We start from the raw sequence: 18271 nt of genomic DNA, 5'->3' as shown, positions 1-18271 counted from the left end.
GGCACCTCGCGGTGATCGACAAGTTCCGCGCCGCCGAAGCCTCTGTCGCACAGGGCTTCAGGCTCTCGAAGCCGACCATAGCGGGGGCCTCGGTGCAGGTCGACAGGACTTCTCCGCAGGTGCACGGATCAGACAAGAACTGTGCGCTGGCCCGAAAAGCTCTAGGCGGGCTTCCGCGCGCCGTCGAGAAAGATCGCCAGTGCGGCCTCGGTGGCTTCCTCCGGTGTCATCCGGTCGCCGATGGTCAGGTAGAGCGCCCGTTCGAGGATCGCGGTGAACATCTCGAACACGGCCTCGCCGCGCAGGTCGTCCCGCAGCACCCCGTCGCGGACGGCGCGGTCGACGACCTCGCGCAGCGGGCGGGTCACGCGGTCGATGTCGGCCGGGTCGGAGTGGGTCGCGTCGACCTGGCTGATCACGGCCGCGTACTGGGCGCCGTTGCGCATGACCACGGCCGTGATCCTGGCGATCGCCCGGTCGGCGGGAAGGTCGTCGAGGGCCGCGGCCTCGAACGCCTTGGCGATCTCGGCGATCCCCGCCTCGCCCACGCCCTGCCGCAGCGACTCGCGGGTCGGGAAGTGCCGGTACAGCGTGGCCCTGCCGACGCCCGCCTCCTCGGCGATCTCCGCGATCGCCGCGTCCGGGCGGCGGCTCAGCAGCCGGGTGGCGGCGTCGAGGATCGCCGTGCGCGTCCGCTGCATCCCCGCTTCCGATCTCACCACCGGGTCAGGTTACCTCTCCATCGTGAGACACGCGTGTCTCACGATGGAGTACGTTGGTCTCATGACGGAAGCGATGGAAGTACCGCTGCAGATCCGGCGCCACGGGTTCGACCCCGTCGAGGAGCTCGCACGGGTCCGTGACGACGAAGGGGTCGTGCCAATCACGACGCCGTTCGGCCTGCCCGCCTACCTGATCTGCCGCTACGAGGACGTGCGCGAGGTGCTCGCGGACGGGACCCGGTTCAGCAACGCCCTCGTGCCGTTCAACCGGCTCGGCGGGGACGACGAGCGGACCGGCAGCCTGATCGCGCTCGACCCGCCCGACCACACGCGGCTGCGGCGGATGCTCACGCCGGAGTTCACCGTGCGCCGCATGCGCAGGCTGGAGCCGCGGATCACCGAGATCGTGGACGCGGCGCTGGACGACCTCGAGACGGCCGGCCGCCCGGCGGACCTGGTGGCGCACTTCGCGTTACCGGTGCCCTCGCTGGTGATCTGCGAGCTGCTCGGCGTGCCCTACGCCGACCGCGCCGAGTTCCAGGACCGGACCGTGCGCATGCTGGACGCGTCGCTGCCGCCCGAGGAACAGACCGCCGTGTGGCGGGAGAACCGGTCCTACATGGCGACGCTGGTCGCCCGCGCGCAGGCCGACCCCGGTGACGACTTGGTGGGCATGCTGGTGCGCGAGCACGGCGACGACCTCGCCACCGCGGAACTGGTCGACATCGCCGCGCTGCTCCTGGTGGCGGGGCACGAGACCACGTCGAACATGCTCGGTCTGGGCACCCTGGCCCTGCTGCGGCACCCCGACCAGCTGGCCCTGGTCCGCGAGGACCCCGCACTGGTCGAGCCCGCGGTCGAGGAGCTGCTGCGCTGGCTGTCCATCGTGAACACGACGGCGCCGCGGATGACCACCACCGAGGTGCGGATCGCCGGGCACGCGATCCCGGCCGGGTCGCTGGTGCTGCCGTCGCTGTCGGCCGCCGACCGCGATCCCGCCCTGGTCGAGAACCCCGGCACGCTCGACGTCGGCCGAGGCGCTCCCGGGCACGTCGCGTTCGGCCACGGCGTGCACCACTGCCTCGGGGCGCCGCTGGCCCGGATGGAGATGCGCATCGCGTTCCCCGCCCTGCTGCGACGTTTTCCCGGTCTCGCCCCGGCCGAGGACCAGGACGACTTCCGGACCTTCAGCGTCATCCACGGACTGCGCTCGCTGCCCGTGACCTGGTGAGGCGATCCGAGGCTCGCCCCGTCCGGTGGTCCTCGAACGGACAACCGTTCTGCCGCAGGGAAATCAGGCGTGGGACAAGACCGTCTTGTCCCACGCCCGTCAGAGCGCTAGACCCGGACCACCACCTTCTGGAACGCCGGCTTGCCCGGCGCCTTCAAGGTCCTGGTCGTGCCGTCGGCGTTGTGCACCACGACCGTCCAGTCCCGTTTGGACACCTTGCCGGGGAACCAGCCCCTGGCCGGGTGGATGGTGACCTTGTCGCCGTCCTGCACGATGCGCGTGCGGGACGAGAGCTTGCGGCCGCCGTCTTCGTAGAGCGAGAACTCGCCCTTCGCGCCGGCCGTCACGTGCACGGTCAGCGCCTCGGTCTTGTTCTTGGCGTCGTTGGTCACGTTGTCGGTCCGCTCCACCAGGACGCCGCCCGAGCGCAGGAACACCGGCATGGTGTCGAGCCCCGCGCTGACGGTCGCCCAGGTGTTGCCCTGGTAGACCTGCCCGGTGAAGTAGTCGGTCCAGGTGCCGGGCGGGAACCAGACCCGCGTGGAACCGGTGGTACCGGGCGTGGTGATGGGCGCGACCAGCATGTCCGGGCCGAGCAGGAACTGGCTGTCCACAGTGGAGTACGCCTCCGGGCTGCCCGGGTACTCCAGGTAGGCCGGGCGCACCATCGGCACGCCGGTGCTGTTCGCCTGCTCCGCCAGCGAGTAGATGTACGGCACCAGGCGTTCGCGCAGGTTCAGGAACTTCGTCGCCGACGCGTTCGCGGCCGCGCCGTACTGCCACGGCAGGCGGTCGCTGTGGTTGCTGTGCAGGCGCGTGATCGGCTGGAAGACGCCGAGCTGCACCCACCGCGCGTACATGTCGTCCGGCATCTTGGTGGTCCAGCGGAGCTGGCCGTTGTCGAGGTACTGCTCCGACCCGCGGATGCCGGTGGTGTCGTTGTGGCCGCCGATGTCGTGGCTGATGTTCGACATGCCCGTCGACACGCCCTCGTTGGACGTGTAGGCGATGGTGCCCTTCATCGTGGCCCACGTCGACGAGGTGTCGCCGGTGAAGTGCAGCGTCGTGCGCTTCTCCGCCCACGGCCCCGTCGGCAGCGCGCCGCCGCCGCTGTACCCGCCCGCCTGCAACGAACCGAAGCCGCGGGAGAACGCGAACGCGCCCATCTTCGCGTACTGCTCGTTGATCCACGTGTCCGGCGTGACACCGCGCTGCGACGACCCGGAGGCGTCACAGCACCAGTCGAGCCACCAGAAGTCGGTCGGCATCTTGCCGTGCAGCTCCACGTAGGCGCGCAGCTGGTCCGGGTCGCCCCAGTCGAAGCTGTAGTTGTCCACGCCGTCGCGGGTGCCCGTCTTGGCGAGCTTGCCCTTGGCGGTGGCCTGCGCCTTCGCGAAGTCCGGGTCGTTGCCCTGGATGCTCGGGTGGATGTTGAGCGTGGTGTGCAGGCCCTGGCCGTGCGCCCAGTCCAGGAACCCCTGCGGGTCGGGGTACTTGTTCTGGTCCATCTGCCAGCCGTTCCACAGGTTGCGCGCCTTGAAGTCCGTGTCCACCACGAGGACGTCGAGCGGCACGCCGTTCTGCCGGAACGCGGGCACGATCCGGTCGCGGAAGTCCGCGGCCGTCCGGTCGATGTACTCGGAGTACCAGACGCCGTAGGCCCAGCGCGGCAACAGCTTCGGCCCGCCGGTCAGCGTGGCGAGGTCGCCCAGCGCGGTCTTGTAGTTCTGGCCGTAGCCGAACACGTACCCGTCCTGGTACGGCTGGGCGCCCTTGTTCGCCCGCAGGGTCCCGTCGCGCAGCGCGGAGGGCGTGTCGTCGAGGGTGAACCAGCCGTCCCGGTAGAGCAGGCCTGGGTAGAGGCGGGGACCGCCGTTGTCGCCGTTGTAGCCGTCCAGCGAACGCCGGTAGCCGCCGAGCGCCAGGTGCTGCGCCGACGAGTTGATCCCGATCGTGTCCAGGTTGACGTGGCAGCCGGCCGTCGGGCACGTGACCGTGAGGTCGGACGCCCCGGCGGGCAACGGGACCTGCAGCGTCGTGGTGCCCCACGTCGTCCAGTTGTCCGTGGCGGGCACGGTGTACGACTGGCCGTTGACCAGCACGGTCCTGGCCTCGTGCTTGCCGTCGCCACCGGTGCCGTTGGCGAAGCGCAGGACGACGGGGTACGTGCCGGCCGACGGGACGCTGGTCACGCGCTGGACCAGCTTCGTGCCGCCGACGAGCTCGGCGACGAACCCGGTGCCCGCGTAGCCCGCGTGCTCGTCCGCGACCTTCGCCGCGCCGCTGACCACGCCGTTCTCGGCCTCGCAGGTGGTGCCGAACCGGCACTCGTCGGTCGCCCTGACGCTCGGGTAGGCCTGGCCCGCGGTCAGCAACGCCAGGCTGTCAACGTTGACGTTGCCCGAGTCGCCCGCGTTCTTGGTCAGCGCGACGCGGTGTTCGCCGGCGGCCAGGTCGACCTCGGTCTCCACGGTCCGCCAGTCGTTCCAGTCGTTCCCGCGGGCCAGCGTGACCTGCTTCGGCGACTGACCGTCGACGCTCAGGCTGAGCGTGCGGTTCTCGTACTTGCCGTCGCCGCCCTGGCCGTTGGCGTACCGCACGACGACCCGGTGCCTGCCCGCACTGGTCGCGCGCACCGTGGCCGTGACGCCGTTGTTGGTGTACTGGAACCCGGCGACGAACCCGGAGCCGGTGTGGCCGGGGTGGTCCGCCTGCACGAGCATGCCCTCGCGCGCCTGCTCCTCGGCCTCGCAGAGCTGCCCGGTCGCACAGACCACCCGCCGCCACGGGGACGCGGTCGTGCCACCGGCCTTGAGCTCGAGGTTGTCCGCGCGGAACGGGCCGGAGCCCACGCGGTACCGCAGGGTCATCGCCGAGGTGGTGATGACCAGCCAGCCGTCGGTCACCCGTGAGCTGTAGGACGGGGGCGTGATGTTCCGGTTGACGGCGTTGAACGTCGCCGCGTTCTCGAACCGGGTGTCCCCGGCGTACTCCGTTCTCACGAGCGTGGGGGAGAGGATCTGGAATCGGGCCTGCCCCGAGACGACCGTGCCGTTCGGCTGGGCGGTCGCGGGGGCGGGAAGACCCATGGTCAGCAATGCCAGCAGGGGGATGACTGTCGCGCGTCTTGGCATCGTTCTCCTCGTCTGACGCCTTCGGCTTCCGAGGTGTTCAGGTACCTGAACGTCCTTCACCTTGGCCTGACGTTGTGGAGCGATCAAGACACCACTCGGACGATGGGTGCGACGGTCGAACGGAGGAGCGTTGCGCATGGTGCAAATAAGCTTTTCGGACCACCGGGGGACTGTCGTCGGTGGACACCCCCGCGCTAGGCGGTCCCGCGCCTCGCTTCCGGTAGGGTCGCCGCCCCGAGCGCGGTCTCCAGCTGCTCCCACCGCGTCACCAGGTCGGACAGCATCAGCATCATCACCTCGGGGAAGGCGTACAGGAAGCTCTGGTACCGGTAGTGGTCGAGGTAGAACACCGAGACCTCACCCACCGCCGTCACGGACGTGGTGCGGGCGTTGAAGAACATGTCGTAGTGACCGAGCAACGTGCCGGAGCCGAGCACCGCGCGTTCGTAGATCCCTCCGAAGTCGACCTCCACGTCACCGCTGCGGACGAGGAGCACGCCGTGTGCCGCCTCGTCCTCGCGGAACAGCTGATCTCCTGCTGTGTAGGGGATCTCGTCGAACATCGACGCGAGCGTCTCCAGCTCGGAGTCGAGCAACGCGCCGAACAGGCGCACGCCGTGCGGGTCCGCGCTCGACCTCAGGCACGCCACCCGTGAGGCCAGGTCGTCGTCGGTGAGGTGGTTCATCCTCATCCGCACGAACCGCAGCATCCGGTCGGTGTTGCGCGACTGGCGGCGGGACTTGCCCGCGCTCGGTGGCGTGTAGAGCGACGAGTCGCCGCTGATCCGCGCGGCTTCCCGCAGTCCGGACTCGTAGGCACTGTGCACGCAGCCCCAGTGGTACGGGTTCGTGCCCTCGCCGGCGAAGAACAGCGCGTCGCCGACGGGCTCGGCGAGGGTGGCGATGTCCTGGGAGGACGAACCGACGCCGATGCTGGTGTAGGAACCAAACGCGTACGGGTCGCTGGACCACGCGGTGCGGGACACGGCCGAGGGTGCGGGCGCGTCCGCGCCGAAGATGTCGCGCACGACGGACTGGGCGTACGCCGAGACCTCGTCCGCGGACCACGTCTCGGCCGAGCGGCCGAGGGACGCGCCGAGCAGCATCACCAGTATCGGCTTGCCGTGCGACTTCCACATGCTGATCACGACGGTCGGGTGGCGGTCGGTGTCGCGGCACAGGTAGCCGAACACGTACTGCTCCCGCGGCCAGAACGGGTCGTCGTAGTGCAGGGCGATCTTGTTCAGCGTGCCGAAACCCAGCCGCTCGATCGCCGACCGCTTCGCGTCCGGCAGCGGTGGCACGAACTCCACGGCGCCGGCCTTCAACACGCCGAGCGGCACGGTCACGAGCACCTTGTCCGCCTCGAACACGCCGTGCGACGTCGTCACTCGTCCGGGCTCGATCCGCGAGACGACGTGTCCCAGCCGGACGTCCAGGCCGTCGGCGAGGGCGTCCACAACGGACTGGTAGCCCTGGTGCAGGGTGCTGTCGCCGTAGCCGTAGACGAGGTAGCCCTCCTCCCAGTGCTGCAACGACAGCTTGTCCGGGTCCTCCGCCGCGTCCTCGCGCAGGATCACGTTCAGGTGGTAGCGCACGGCCTGCTCGTCCTCGGGGGACAGACCGCGCTCGGCGAGGATCCGGTTCAGCGCCGAGCCCAGCGGCACGTCGGGCAGCTCGTCGTGACGCGCCGCGGCGGCGCGTCGTTCGAGCTCGTGCAGCACCTCGTCGGCCAGTTCGAGCGTGCGGGTCTTGTGGCGGTGGCCCATCGCCCTGCCGTCGGCGCCGAACAGGTCCAGGCTGTCGAAACCGCCGGTGTACGCGCTGTCCCCGCCCACGTAGCTGTACGGGATGCCCAGCTCCTCCACCAGTTCGGTGACGGGGTTGCCGTCCGTGCCGTGGATCCAGTGCGCGCCCAGGTCGACGCCGTGCTCGTCGGTCCAGATCCGCCCGCCGACCCGGTCCCGCGCCTCCAGGACCGTGACGGGATGGCCCCGGCCGCGCAACGCGCGTGCCGCGGCCAGTCCCGCGATCCCCGCGCCCACGACCAGGACGCCCGGTCTGGCGCCCTCGCTGTCAGATACCACCGGCATCGCTCGATTGTGGGGCGGCCGGGCGTGTCCGGACATTCCCGGATCGTGTGCTCCCGCTGGGCCGTCCGGGTTGTCCCGCACACCGGCCACCCGCGCTGCGCTCCCCGAATGAACCGGGACGACCAGGTAGTGACTTGACCTGTCGGCGCAGGTATAACTTGTTCTCATGCGCCCACAGTGAGGAAGATCACAATGAAGCACACAACGTCGTGTGACAACGGTTTGCCCGGTCCCTCCCGTCGCACCTTTCTTGCTGGAACAGGTTCTATTCTTGGAGCCGTCGCCCTCGGTGGCGCCACTCCGGTCGCCCGAGCGTCCACTTCGATCGCCGACGCGGCGGTCGTTCCCGCGCTGGTCATCGGCACCGGGTACGGCGGATGCGTCACGGCCCTGCGGCTCGCCCAGGCGGGCATCGACGTGCAGATGGTCGAGATGGGCATGGCCTGGGACACCCCGGGCTCCGACGGCAAGATCTTCGCCAACACGACCACACCGGACCAGCGGTCGTTCTGGCTGCGCACCAAGACCAAACAGCCGCTCAGCAACTTCCTGGGCTTCCCGATCGACAAGGCCATTCCGAAGTACACCGGCATCCTCGACGCGGAGGAGTTCGCCGGCATCATCGTCTACCAGGGCCGCGGTGTCGGTGGCGGCTCGCTCGTCAACGGCGGCATGGCGGTCACGCCCAAGCGCGAGAACTTCGGCGAGATCCTGCCCACGGTCAACGCCGACGAGATGTACGACACCTACTACCCGCGCGCCAACGCCGAGCTCGGCGCCAGCCTGGTCCGGTCGGCGTGGTTCGAGAGCACCGACGCCTACCAGTACGCGAGGGTCGGCCGGAAGCACGCCCAGCGGTCGAACTTCCCGTACGTGTTCGTGCCGACCGTGTACGACTGGAACTACATGGAGCAGGAGGCCGCGGGCACCGCCACGAAGTCGGCGCTGGCGGGGGAGATCCTCTACGGCAACAACTACGGCAAGAAGTCCCTGCAGAAGACGTACCTCCCGAAGATCAGGGCGACCGGCCGCGTCACGATCTCACCGCTGCACCGGGTCGCCTCGGTCGCGCCCACGTCCGGCGGGTACCTCGTCACCATCGAGCAGCTCAACACCACCGGTGACGTCATCGCCACCAAGCAGGTGACGGCGGCGAAGGTGTTCTTCGCGGCCGGCAGCGTCGGCACCAGCAAGCTCCTGGTGAAGCTGAAGGCCACGGGCGCGCTGCCGAACCTCAACGGCGAGGTCGGCAAGGGCTGGGGCGACAACGGCAACGTCATGTGCGGCCGCGCCAACCACCTGTGGGACCCGACCGGCAGCCTCCAGTCGTCCATCCCCACGCTGGGCATCGACAACTGGGCGGCGGGCGGCGCGTTCGCCGAGGTCGCGCCGTTGCCGACCGGGATCGAGACCTACGCGTCGTTCTACCTGTCGATCACCAGGACGCCGAACCGCGCGCAGTTCTCCTGGAACCCGTCGACGAGCAAGGTCGACCTCAACTGGCAGACCGCGTGGAAGGAAGTCTCGATCAACGCCGCCAAGAGCATCTTCGACAAGATCAACTCGAAGGAGGGGACGATCTACCGGACCGACCTGTTCGGCGTCTACAAGATCTGGGGCGACCACCTGACGTACCACCCGCTCGGTGGCGCGATCCTCGGCAAGGCCACCGACAACTACGGTCGTCTCCAGGGGTACAACGGTCTGTACGTCGTGGACGGGTCGCTGATCCCCGGCAGCACGGTGGTGAACCCGTTCGTCACGATCACCGCGCTGGCCGAGCGGAACATCGCGAAGATCATCGCGACCGACTTCTGAGCTCAGATCTTCGGCAGCACGCACATCGCGTCGAGGCCGAACACCCGGTTCAACCTGCCGAACACGAGCCAGGCCCCGATGCTCATCGTCAGCTCCACGACCTCGGTCTGGCTGTAGTGCCGGGTCATGCGCGACCAGAACTCCTCGTCCAGACCGTGGTGGTCCAGGGCGTACCGCTCGGCGTACTCCGCGGCCAGCCGCGCGCGGTCGTCGAACGCGTCGGTGGTGCGCCACTGGGTCACCGCGTCGAGGAACTCCTCCTCGACCTTCTCGCCGTCCCGTTCGGTGCGGAAGTCCAGGCAGAACATGCAGCCGTTGATCTGCGCGATCCGCAGCCGCGCCGCCTCGAACTCGCGCAGCCCCAGCGTGGTGTGCTGGTACACCGCGAGCGAGAGGTTCGCGGCGGAGACGCCGATCCCCGGCACCATCTCGCCCCAGACGTAGCCGATGGGGTCCTTGCCCTCGGGGATGTCGATGTTCATCCCTTGCTCCTCCCGAGCTTCCCCGCGACGGGCCGCAGGGGCACGTCCAGCGCGTCGTACAGGCCGGGCTCGGCCGCGGCGAGCCAGTCGATGGCGTTGACGATGCGTCCCACCGCGGTCGCGTTGCCGCCGGCGGACCGGTTCTCGCCCTCGTCCACGGCCTCGACCGACACCTCGATCCGCGGCTGTCCCTCGATGATCACCTTGTGCGCGCCGTCGCCGGACGGCGGCATCGGCCAGTCCGTGGCGCACGAGGCGTGGATGCGCGTGACGTGCTCGATGACGATGAGCGGCTCACCGCCGACGATGCCCTGCACCTCGAACCGGATCGCGCCCTGCGTGCCCGCCTCGAACTCGCCCATGGTCCTGGTCGTCACGGTCTCGTCGAGCGCGCGCCGGTCGACGGTCTCGCGGATCTCCTCGACCTCCACGCCGAGCGCCCGTGCCATCAGCCGGATCTGCCCGCCCCACACCATCGTCGGCACGGTCGCCATCAGCATCGGCGCCTGGTAGTCGAGCGGCTGCCCGAACCCGATCAGCCACCGCACCGCGTCGGGCTGGTCGTAGGTCGAGTAGTCGAAGATCTCCTGGCAGCGCACGGCGTCGATGGTGTGCCCGAGCCCGCTGACCATCAACGGCAGCACGTCGTTGCCCCAGCCGGGGTCGACGCCCGAGACGAACAGCGACCCGCCACCGGCTTTGATCGCTTCTAGAACAGGTTCTCGCAACTCCGGTGGCGCGCTGCGGTGGTCGTAGAGCGCGTACAGCGACGGCGTGACGACGATCGCGCCCGCTCGGATCGCCTTGGTGATGTCGGCGAGGGCGTCGTCCGGCCGGATGTCGCCGGACGCGGCGTAGACGACGGCGCGCGGACTCGCGGCCAGCACCGCGTCGATGTCGGTGGTGGCCGCGATCCCGAGCTCGTGGTCCAGCCCTGCGAGATCACCCGCGTCCCGGCCCGCCTTGTCCGGGTTGTGCACGACCACGCCCGTCAGCTTCAGTCCCGGATGGGCCTCGACGGCGCGAATCGCGGAACGGCCGACGTTTCCGGTGCCCCACACCACTGTGGCGATCATGCAGGTAGGGTAACTAGAACACGTTTCAGTTCACAAGGGGGTGTGTCTTTCGCTGCGGCTCCGCGGCGGCGCGAACTCTCAGGCGTGGAGGCGCAGGCCTGACAGCTGCGCCGCCGGCCAGCCCGTGTTGCCGCTGAACGAAAGCCGCAGGTAGCGCACCGGGGTGCCGGGCAGCGTGATGGTCGCCGAGTTGCCGGTCGCCGGGTCGAACACGTACCCGGCCGACCCCACGAGCGTGCCGAACGACTGGCCGTCGGTGCTGCCCTGGACCGCCAGCGTCTGGGTCCGGCGACCCCAGGCGGGGTTCGGCGGGAGCGTGAGCACCGCGCGCCGCAGGGCGGCCGAGGCGCCGAGGTCGACCTGGACCCACTGCGGGAACGCGTTGTTCGCACTCTCCCAATAGGAGTTCGGGTCACCGTCGACGACGTTGCCGCTGCCGTAGTTCTGGGTCTGCGAGCTCTGGGTCGTGGCACGTCCAGCGGCCAGGTCGGCGCCGGGGTCCGGGGGCGCGCCGACCCACGGCTGGGTCGGCCGCACCGCGGTCAGCGCGATCTGGCCCTTCAGCATCCGGCCGCCGTCGCCCGTGAGCCGCATGTAGTAGTCCGCCGAGCACCGGGTGCCGTCCTCGTCCAGCGCCAGGTAGCCCGAGCCGACCGGCACGTCGGCCTGCGTCTCGGCGGTCTTGCAGATCTGGTTGCCCTCGTTGAACTCGTCGAACATCGAGATGTAGATGCCCTGCGCGCCCAGGCGGACCATGTTGTAGAACTGCCGCCACATGAAGTCGCCGTGCAGCCGCTGACGTGAGCCGACGTCGCCCGGCAGCACGCACGGCTGGTAGTCGATCCCGCGCGCGTTGCACTCGGCCTGGTCCGGTGAGTTCACGTTGGTGTGGAAGCGATCCGTGTCCGCCGGGGTGCCGATCCGGCCGACCATCCACGGCGAGAGCATGTCGAACGACCGGTAGACGCCGCCGAACCCCTGCCGCGAGTCCTCGATCTCGAGCCGCCAGTGCGTCGGGACGCCGCCGATCACGTAGCAGCCGCGCGCCTTGAACCAGTTCACGACGTCCTGGCACGCGTCGGGGGAGAAGGGCCTGCCGGGATCGTTGAACCCGAAGCCCCAGATGCAGACGACGGGCTTGCCGTTCTGCCGGGCGTAGGCGGACGACGAGGTGTACGCGGACATCTTGGTCAGCCAGTCGGTCTTGATCTCCGACTGCATGGCCGTCCAGTTCGTGACGTCGTACATGATGTAGAACTTCCGCCCGGCCGCCTCGGCGGCGCCGCGGACGTGCGCGGTCACCGCGTCGCGGATCGGGCCCTCGCCACCGGTCGGGTTGAAGCGCTGCAACGCCGCCGTGTCGATGTTGTTGTCGCGCATCCACTGGAAGTGCACGTCGACGGTCTGCCGGTCGTAGTTCGAGAACAGGGTCGCCGGCCGGCCGTCGCCGAGGGCGGCGAACGCGGTCTGGTAGGTGCGGGCGTAGTCGCGGACGTCGGGCCAGGCGACGATCGAGCTGGTCGGCGGCGCGGGCGGCCTGCTCCAGTCGTTGTTCCAGTGCCACCAGCCGTCGATCGGCGAGCTGTCACCGCGGCAGGCGAACCAGCCCTGGTACCCGACGGTGATCTTGCCGACGACGTCGCCGGGCGGACTGGCCGCGCGTGCCGCGGCCGGCAGGAGGCCCAGGGCGGGAACGGCCACGGCGGAGCTGAGCAGGGTGCGGCGAGACAGGGTCATCGCGAACTCCTTTGTCGGCGAAGCGACTCCAGAGTGCAAGATGTCGACAACATCACGCAATATTTTGACGGACCGGAACTAATCCGGGAGGAGCGGCACTGAGATCCCCGGATCACGGCCGAGGGACGCCGCCCGCGTCACCGACGCGCTGCCGAACCGGTGCCGCACGTGGTCCAGGGCGGCGTCGAGCGCGGCGGGCTTCGCCTCCTCGAACGGCAACGCGAGCTGCATCGGCGTGTCGTCCTGCAGGTTGGTGAGCGAGACGCCCAGCAGTGTGATGCCCCGGTCTCGGATCAACGGCATCGCGGCGTCCAGCAGCGTCCGGGCCGCCCCGAGCAGCACCTCGGTCTCGGCGGTCGGGCCGGCGACGGTCAGCGAGCGCGTCACGCGGGTGAAGTCGGCGAACCGCAGGCGCAGCACCACCGTCCGGCACGCGCGGTGGCCGGTGCGGAGCCGTCGGGTGATGCCGTCGACCAGCGACGCGAGGACGGCTTCGAGGTCGTCGCGGGTTCGCTCACGGCGGCCCAACGCGCGTTGCGAACCGATCGAGCGCCGCCGCCGTCCTGTTTGGACCGGACGCGGGTCGTGGTTGTGCGCCAACGCGTGCAGGTGCCGGCCCGCCGCCCGGCCGATGAGCGAGACCAGGCCGCTCTCGTCCAGTGCCGCCACCTCGCCGACGGTCCGGATGCCGAGGGCGTGCAGCTTGGCCGCGGTCACCTCGCCGACGCCCCACAGCCGTTCGACCGGCAGCGGGTGCAGGAAGTCGAGCTCGCCGTCGGCCGGCACGACCAGCAGCCCGTCCGGCTTCGCGACGCCGCTCGCGACCTTGGCGAGGAACTTCGTCCGCGCCACCCCGACCGTGATCGGCAACCCGACCTCGGCGAGCACGCGTGCCCGCAGCCGTGCGGCGATGACCTCCGGCGGTCCCGCGATCCGGCGCAGTCCGCCGACGTCGAGGAACGCCTCGTCGATCGACAGGCCCTCGACCAGCGGAGTCGTGTCGCGGAAGACCTCGAACACCGCCTTGCTCGCCGCCGAGTAGGCCGACATCCGCGGTGGCACGACGATCGCGTGCGGGCACAGCTGCTTCGCCCTGCGGCCGCCCATCGCCGTGCGCACCCCGAACGCCTTGGCCTCGTAGCTCGCCGCCAGCACCACCCCGCCGCCGACGATCACCGGCCGGCCGCGCAGGCTCGGGTCGTCCCGCTGCTCGACCGACGCGTAGAACGCGTCCAGGTCGGCGTGCAGGATCGGAGTGCTCACGAACAGATGTTCGCATCCGTCACCTGTTCAGAACAGTGTTGTTAGGGCACGAGCGATCGGCCACGCACCGGGCGCGGTGTTGGACAGCACCGTCGTCGTGGTGCCGGTGTTCGGGTCGTAAGTCGACTTGAAGGACGCCCCGGCGTCGTACCCGACCAGGATCACGACATCGCTCGTCGCGTGCAGCCAGAACCCGAGCCCGTACCGCAGCGACTCCTCGGGCACGTCGTGGCGCGGCCTGCGCACCTCGTCGGCGAGGTCGGTCGCGAACAACGCCCGCCAGAACTTCGTCATGTCCCCGGCTGTGGTGTGGATGCCGCCGTCACCGCTCGCCAGCACGGGCAGGTGGAAGACGTTGGACCGGTCGCACCCGTCGAGGTAGCCCACGGCCGCGTCGCCCGGCAGCTCGTCTGAGCGCAGGAAGCCGGTCCTGGTCAGGCCGAACGGCTCCAGCACCCGGTCGCGGACGAGGTCGTGGTACCCCGCTCCCGAAGCCCGTTCCGCCAGCAGGGCCAGGACGACGAAGCCGCTGTTGCAGTAGCCGAACCGGTCGCCCGGCGGGAACTTCGCGGGACGCCCGTCGAGCAGCGGCAGGAACGCCTCGGTCGTCGTGAGCACGTGTGCGGCGCCGATCAGGTAGTCGTTGACGTCCATCTCGGCTTCCTCGTCGAGGTAGTCGCCGATGCCGGACGTGTGGGTGAGCAGGTGTTCGACCGTCACGTCGGCGGCGATCAACGGCAGGTCGTCGCCGAGGAGCTCACGGGCGGTCGTGCCGAGGCCCAGCGCGCCGTCCCGGACGAGCGAGAGCACGGTCAGGGCGGTGAACCCCTTGCCGCCGCTGGCGATGCCGAACCGGGTGTCGAGCGTGTTCGGCACCCGGTAGGCGCGGTTCGCGAACCCGTAGGCCTGCGCGAACTCGGTCTCGTCGCCGCGGTCGACCTGGACCACGCCGGAGAAGCCGGTCTCCCGCGCGATCCGCTCGATGTCCTTCCACGGCATCCGCGCAGGTTAGACCCCGGATGACGGTGATCACGACCGAGTTTCCGCGAATGCTTGACAACCAAACGCGCGGGCATCCCGTTTCCGGGAGTACCTGGACCACGAGAGAGGACTGAACGGGTGCTGCTCGCCACCACCACGCCGCCCGGACCCGTCGCCGAGGTCCTTCGGACACCGGCGAAGTCACGGCGCGGCTGGCTGTTCGCGCTGGTGGCGGCGGTGCTGCTGGTCCAGATGGCGATCGCGATGGTCACCACGGCCGTCCAGCAGACCCCGACGATCGACGAGCCCGTCTACATCGGCGCGGCGACGGTCTACGTCGAGGACCACAGCCTGCGCTACAACCTCGAGCACCCACCGCTGGGCAAGCTGGTCATGGCGGCCGGGCTCGCGTTCGCGGACGTCCACGTCGACCGGGGGTTCCAGGGCGACCAGACCGAGTTCGGCCGGCACCTCCTCTACGAGTCCGGCATCGACGCGCAGCACCTGCTCCTGCTGGCCAGGCTGCCTATCATCGTGCTCACGCTGCTGTTCGGGATCGTGGTGCTGCTGTTCGCCCGCGACCTCACCGGCAACGTCGGCGGTGTCCTCGCGCTGGCCCTGTACGCGTTCTCCCCGGACCTCATCGCGCACGGCTCGCTGGCCACGCTCGACGTGCCGGCGGCGGGGTTCGTGCTGACGTCGGCCTGGTTGTTGTGGCGTGCCAGGGAGAACGCCCGCTACCTGCCACTCGCCGGCCTCGCGGTGGGCGCGGCGCTCGCGACCAAGATGAACACCCTCGCGGTGGTGCCAGTGCTGCTGTTCCTGGCCTGGCACGCCCGCGGGCGCATCAAGCCCGTCGCCGTGACGGCGTTGATCGCGGTGTCCGTGGTGTGGGCGTCGTACGCCGCCGTCGACCCGTCCCAGGCGTTCCCGGGGCCGTACCTCGAAGGAGTCCGGCTGCAGTTCGGGTTCGAGGACCGGGTGTGGGGCGGCTACCTGTTCGGCGTGCACTACGAGGGGTCGCACTGGTACTACCTGCCGGCCGCGCTGCTCGTGAAGACGCCGCTCGGTGCGCTCCTGCTGTGGGCGGCGGGAACCGCGGCGATCATCCGGCGCCCGCAGGCGTTGTACGTGCTGTTGCCCGCCGGGGTGCTGCTCGCCGCCGCGATGACCGGCCACCGCGACCTCGGCGTGCGGTACGCGATCTTCGTGCCGATGTTCCTGGCGGTCGCGGCGGCGTTCGTCGTGGACCGCCGCTGGGCCACCCCGGCGGTCGCGCTCGTCGCCGCGAGTTCGCTGTGGACGTTCCCGTACTACCTGCCGTACTCCAACGAGCTGTTCGGCGGCCCGTCCAAGACGCACATGCACCTGCACGACTCGAACGTCGACTGGGGCCAGGACTTGGGCCGGCTCGCCGAGCGGCTGCAGCGCTACTCCGGCGAACGGCTCTGGCTCGTCTACAAGGGCGCGGGAGTGCCGGAGTACTACGGGATCCACGCGGAGGACCCCCGGAAGACCCCGGTGGACCAAGTGCACGGGCTGCTCGTCGTGTCGGACACCGCTATCGCGAAGGCCGACGGCAGGCTCCAGGAACTGCTCGACACCAGCACGCCGATCGACGTCGTCGGCCACAGCATCACGATCTTCCGCAGGAACTGACGAGAAAGTTCCGTACCCCTACGGATGCCGTCCCTGATTGTTCCTCTCCTGCCCTCCTCCGAAAGTGATCCGCAGCGAACGGCCGCCATTCCCTGCCCTGAGGGGGCCGTTCCGAGATCCGGAGAGGAACCCAACGTGACCAGAACACGTTCCTGGGGCCTGCTGGCCCTGGTCGCGGCCACGGTGTTGACGCCGCTCGGCGTCGCGGACGCCGCACCGCAGAAGAACGCCCCTGCCGCGAACTACCTGGGGGACACCGTCCCCGCGAACCTCGGTGACGCCTCGCCCTTCTTCGCCGGCGGGCAGAACGCCACCGTGAGCGAGTTCCCCGGCATCGTCGCGGGCATCCGCGCCGGGGGCTCCCGGCCGCAGGGGCAGACCTGCACCGGCACGGTCGTCGCGCCGCGCAAGATCCTCATCGCCGCGCACTGCGCGGACGCCGAGGGGGAGAAGAAGTTCGTCTACGGGCTCGACGACCTCAAGGACTACAACAACGGCGACGGGTCCGGGTTCGCCGTCAACGTCGTCAGCTACAAGAAGCACCCGAAGTACGTCAACTTCGACCAGGGCTTCGACGTCGCCGTCGTGACGGTGGACCGGGACATCGCTTTGAAGGGCGGTGCCGCGTACCCGAAGTTCGCGACCTCCGCCGACGCGGGTGGTGCGGCGCCGGGCAAGACCGGGCTCGGCTTCGGCTACGGAAAGAAGGACTTCAACGACACCTCGCAGGACGTCACGCTCGACAAGGCGAGCCTGCCGGTCGTCAACGGCGACAGCGTCTGCCAGGGCGTCGGCGCGGGCTTCAAGTCGGCGACCATGATCTGCGCCGGCTACTCCGACGGCCGCACGACGATCCTGCCCGGCGACAGCGGCGGCCCGCTGATCTTCGACGGCAAGGTCTACGGCGTCGCGTCGTGGAGCCGCTCGGACTTCAAGTGGTACTCGATCTACGGCCGCCTCGACAACGAGATGGGCGACTGGGTCAAGACCGAGGTCGGAGAGCAGCCACCGGTGGGTGACTTCGGGCTGACCGTCGCGCCGTCCAGCGGCTCGGTCGCGGCCGGCAAGACGCTCTCCGCCGGCATCACCACCACGGCCGGATCCGGTGGCGCGGAGAACGCCACGCTCTCGGCGTCCGGTCTGCCCAGCGGTGTGAAGGCGGTCTTCCAGCCGACGTCGGTGACCACCGGCAGCTCGGCCAAGATCACGTTCGACGCGAGCACGTCGGCGCCGAACGGCACCTACGAGGTCACCGTCACCGGCACGACGTCCAGCGGCAAGACCGCGTCCGGCAAGTACTCGCTGACCGTCACGGGCGGGGGAGACCCGCAGCCCGGCGACTTCACCCTCTCCGCCTCGCCGAGCAGTGTGAAGGCGGCCAAGGGGAAGTACGTCTCGACGACAGTCAACTCCACCGGTGGCGGTCAGACGATCAACCTCAGCGCGTCGAACGTCCCCAGCGGCGTGAAGGCGACGTTCCAGCCCACCTCGATCGGTGCGGGCAGCGCGGCCAAGCTCACGCTTGACGTCTCCACCACCGCCACCGCCGGCACCTCCACCATCACGGTCACCGGGACGGATGCGGGCGGGAAGACCGCCACCACAACGGTTTCGCTCACCGTCGAAGGCACCGAGCCGCCGACCGGTGACGTCACCGTGACCGCGACGCCGTCCTCCACCACGGTCCGGCAGGGCCTGCTCGGCCAGACCGTCGTGAAGGCCAGTGGTGGCACCGGGAACCTGACGCTGACCGCGTCCGGGGTGCCGACCGGCGCGCAGCTCTCGTTCAACCCGGCCACGATCGGCCAGAACGGCAGCAGCAACGTCTGGGTCTTCACGAACTTCTCGACCCCGCCCGGCACCTACCCGATCACCGTCAAGGCCACCTCGTCCGACGGGAAGACCGGCACGACGACGTTCACCCTGACCGTCACCCGCTAGGACCCGACGCGAAAAGTGGGGTGTGGCCGCGGAAGCGAACACACCCCCCCTCTCTGTTCCCCCTGTCCGAACGTGAGAGCCCAAGTGTCGACGGTGCCGACGGCATAGGTGTAGAAGCCCCTCACCCGGAGGTT

General features: G+C 69.7%; 12 protein-coding genes. 4 read left to right on the top strand and 8 right to left on the bottom strand.

Features of this window, described 5'->3' with window-relative positions; all coding sequences use genetic code 11:
• Positions 1-161 precede the first annotated feature (161 nt).
• Positions 162-722 (bottom strand): TetR/AcrR family transcriptional regulator, encoded by a 561-nt coding sequence (locus tag ACFWV3_RS36030; protein ID WP_382418178.1) that lies wholly within the window; start codon positions 720-722, stop codon positions 162-164.
• 61 nt (positions 723-783) lie between these two features.
• Between ACFWV3_RS36030 and ACFWV3_RS36025 the strand changes: the two genes are divergently transcribed.
• The gene (locus ACFWV3_RS36025) at positions 784-1953 is read left to right on the top strand and encodes a cytochrome P450 (RefSeq protein ID WP_382418177.1); all 1170 of its coding nucleotides are present in this window, start codon (positions 784-786) and stop codon (positions 1951-1953) included.
• Positions 1954-2060: 107 nt separating this feature from the next.
• Here the strand turns inward: ACFWV3_RS36025 and ACFWV3_RS36020 are convergent, their stop codons facing one another.
• Both ACFWV3_RS36020 and ACFWV3_RS36015 read right to left on the bottom strand, forming a co-directional pair.
• On the bottom strand, positions 2061-5087 hold the full coding sequence (locus tag ACFWV3_RS36020; protein WP_382418175.1) for a TIM-barrel domain-containing protein: 3027 nt from the start codon (positions 5085-5087) through the stop codon (positions 2061-2063).
• Between the two features lie 194 nt (positions 5088-5281).
• Positions 5282-7180: an FAD-dependent oxidoreductase gene (locus tag ACFWV3_RS36015; RefSeq protein ID WP_382418173.1), complete on the bottom strand. Its 1899-nt coding sequence runs from the start codon at positions 7178-7180 to the stop codon at positions 5282-5284.
• 192 nt (positions 7181-7372) lie between these two features.
• Here ACFWV3_RS36015 and ACFWV3_RS36010 point away from each other — a divergent pair, with 192 nt between their 5' ends.
• Positions 7373-8998, top strand: a complete 1626-nt coding sequence (locus ACFWV3_RS36010) for a GMC oxidoreductase (RefSeq protein WP_382418171.1) — start codon at positions 7373-7375, stop codon at positions 8996-8998.
• Positions 8999-9000: 2 nt separating this feature from the next.
• Here the strand turns inward: ACFWV3_RS36010 and ACFWV3_RS36005 are convergent, their stop codons facing one another.
• The 5 genes from ACFWV3_RS36005 to ACFWV3_RS35985 form a co-directional block, all read right to left on the bottom strand.
• Complete coding sequence (locus ACFWV3_RS36005) at positions 9001-9480, bottom strand: carboxymuconolactone decarboxylase family protein (protein WP_382418169.1); 480 nt, start codon at positions 9478-9480, stop codon at positions 9001-9003.
• Complete coding sequence (locus tag ACFWV3_RS36000; protein ID WP_382418167.1) at positions 9477-10556, bottom strand: dihydrodipicolinate reductase; 1080 nt, start codon at positions 10554-10556, stop codon at positions 9477-9479. The genes ACFWV3_RS36005 and ACFWV3_RS36000 overlap by 4 nt, the downstream gene beginning before the upstream one ends.
• Positions 10557-10634: 78 nt before the next feature.
• Positions 10635-12293 (bottom strand): discoidin domain-containing protein, encoded by a 1659-nt coding sequence (locus ACFWV3_RS35995; protein ID WP_382418165.1) that lies wholly within the window; start codon positions 12291-12293, stop codon positions 10635-10637.
• 78 nt (positions 12294-12371) lie between these two features.
• Positions 12372-13562: a DNA polymerase IV gene (gene dinB / locus ACFWV3_RS35990; RefSeq protein WP_382418296.1), complete on the bottom strand. Its 1191-nt coding sequence runs from the start codon at positions 13560-13562 to the stop codon at positions 12372-12374.
• A gap of 21 nt (positions 13563-13583) precedes the next feature.
• Positions 13584-14555, bottom strand: coding sequence for a serine hydrolase domain-containing protein (locus tag ACFWV3_RS35985; RefSeq protein ID WP_382418163.1), 972 nt, complete (start codon positions 14553-14555; stop codon positions 13584-13586).
• 120 nt (positions 14556-14675) lie between these two features.
• On the opposite strand from ACFWV3_RS35985, the gene ACFWV3_RS35980 reads away from it, so the two are divergent.
• Positions 14676-16196, top strand: coding sequence for a glycosyltransferase family 39 protein (locus ACFWV3_RS35980; protein WP_382418161.1), 1521 nt, complete (start codon positions 14676-14678; stop codon positions 16194-16196).
• Positions 16197-16331: 135 nt separating this feature from the next.
• Positions 16332-18137 carry a trypsin-like serine protease gene (locus tag ACFWV3_RS35975; protein ID WP_382418159.1) on the top strand — a complete coding sequence of 602 codons (1806 nt, stop codon included), beginning with the start codon at positions 16332-16334 and terminating at the stop codon, positions 18135-18137.
• The last annotated feature ends 134 nt before the right edge of the window (positions 18138-18271 follow it).

Source organism: Lentzea sp. NPDC059081 (assembly GCF_042738015.1).
GTDB lineage: Bacteria > Actinomycetota > Actinomycetes > Mycobacteriales > Pseudonocardiaceae > Lentzea.
The sequence above is the reverse complement of the archived record's forward strand: the minus strand, read 5'-3'. Positions and strand labels throughout refer to the sequence as shown.

Coding starts and splice junctions, on each gene's coding strand:
- ACFWV3_RS36025 (WP_382418177.1), top strand. CDS start 784: ATGACGGAAGCGATGGAAGTACCGCTGCAGATCCGGCGCCACGGGTTC.
- ACFWV3_RS36020 (WP_382418175.1), bottom strand. CDS start 5,087: ATGCCAAGACGCGCGACAGTCATCCCCCTGCTGGCATTGCTGACCATG.
- ACFWV3_RS36015 (WP_382418173.1), bottom strand. CDS start 7,180: ATGCCGGTGGTATCTGACAGCGAGGGCGCCAGACCGGGCGTCCTGGTC.
- ACFWV3_RS36010 (WP_382418171.1), top strand. CDS start 7,373: ATGAAGCACACAACGTCGTGTGACAACGGTTTGCCCGGTCCCTCCCGT.
- ACFWV3_RS36005 (WP_382418169.1), bottom strand. CDS start 9,480: ATGAACATCGACATCCCCGAGGGCAAGGACCCCATCGGCTACGTCTGG.
- ACFWV3_RS36000 (WP_382418167.1), bottom strand. CDS start 10,556: ATGATCGCCACAGTGGTGTGGGGCACCGGAAACGTCGGCCGTTCCGCG.
- ACFWV3_RS35995 (WP_382418165.1), bottom strand. CDS start 12,293: ATGACCCTGTCTCGCCGCACCCTGCTCAGCTCCGCCGTGGCCGTTCCC.
- ACFWV3_RS35985 (WP_382418163.1), bottom strand. CDS start 14,555: ATGCCGTGGAAGGACATCGAGCGGATCGCGCGGGAGACCGGCTTCTCC.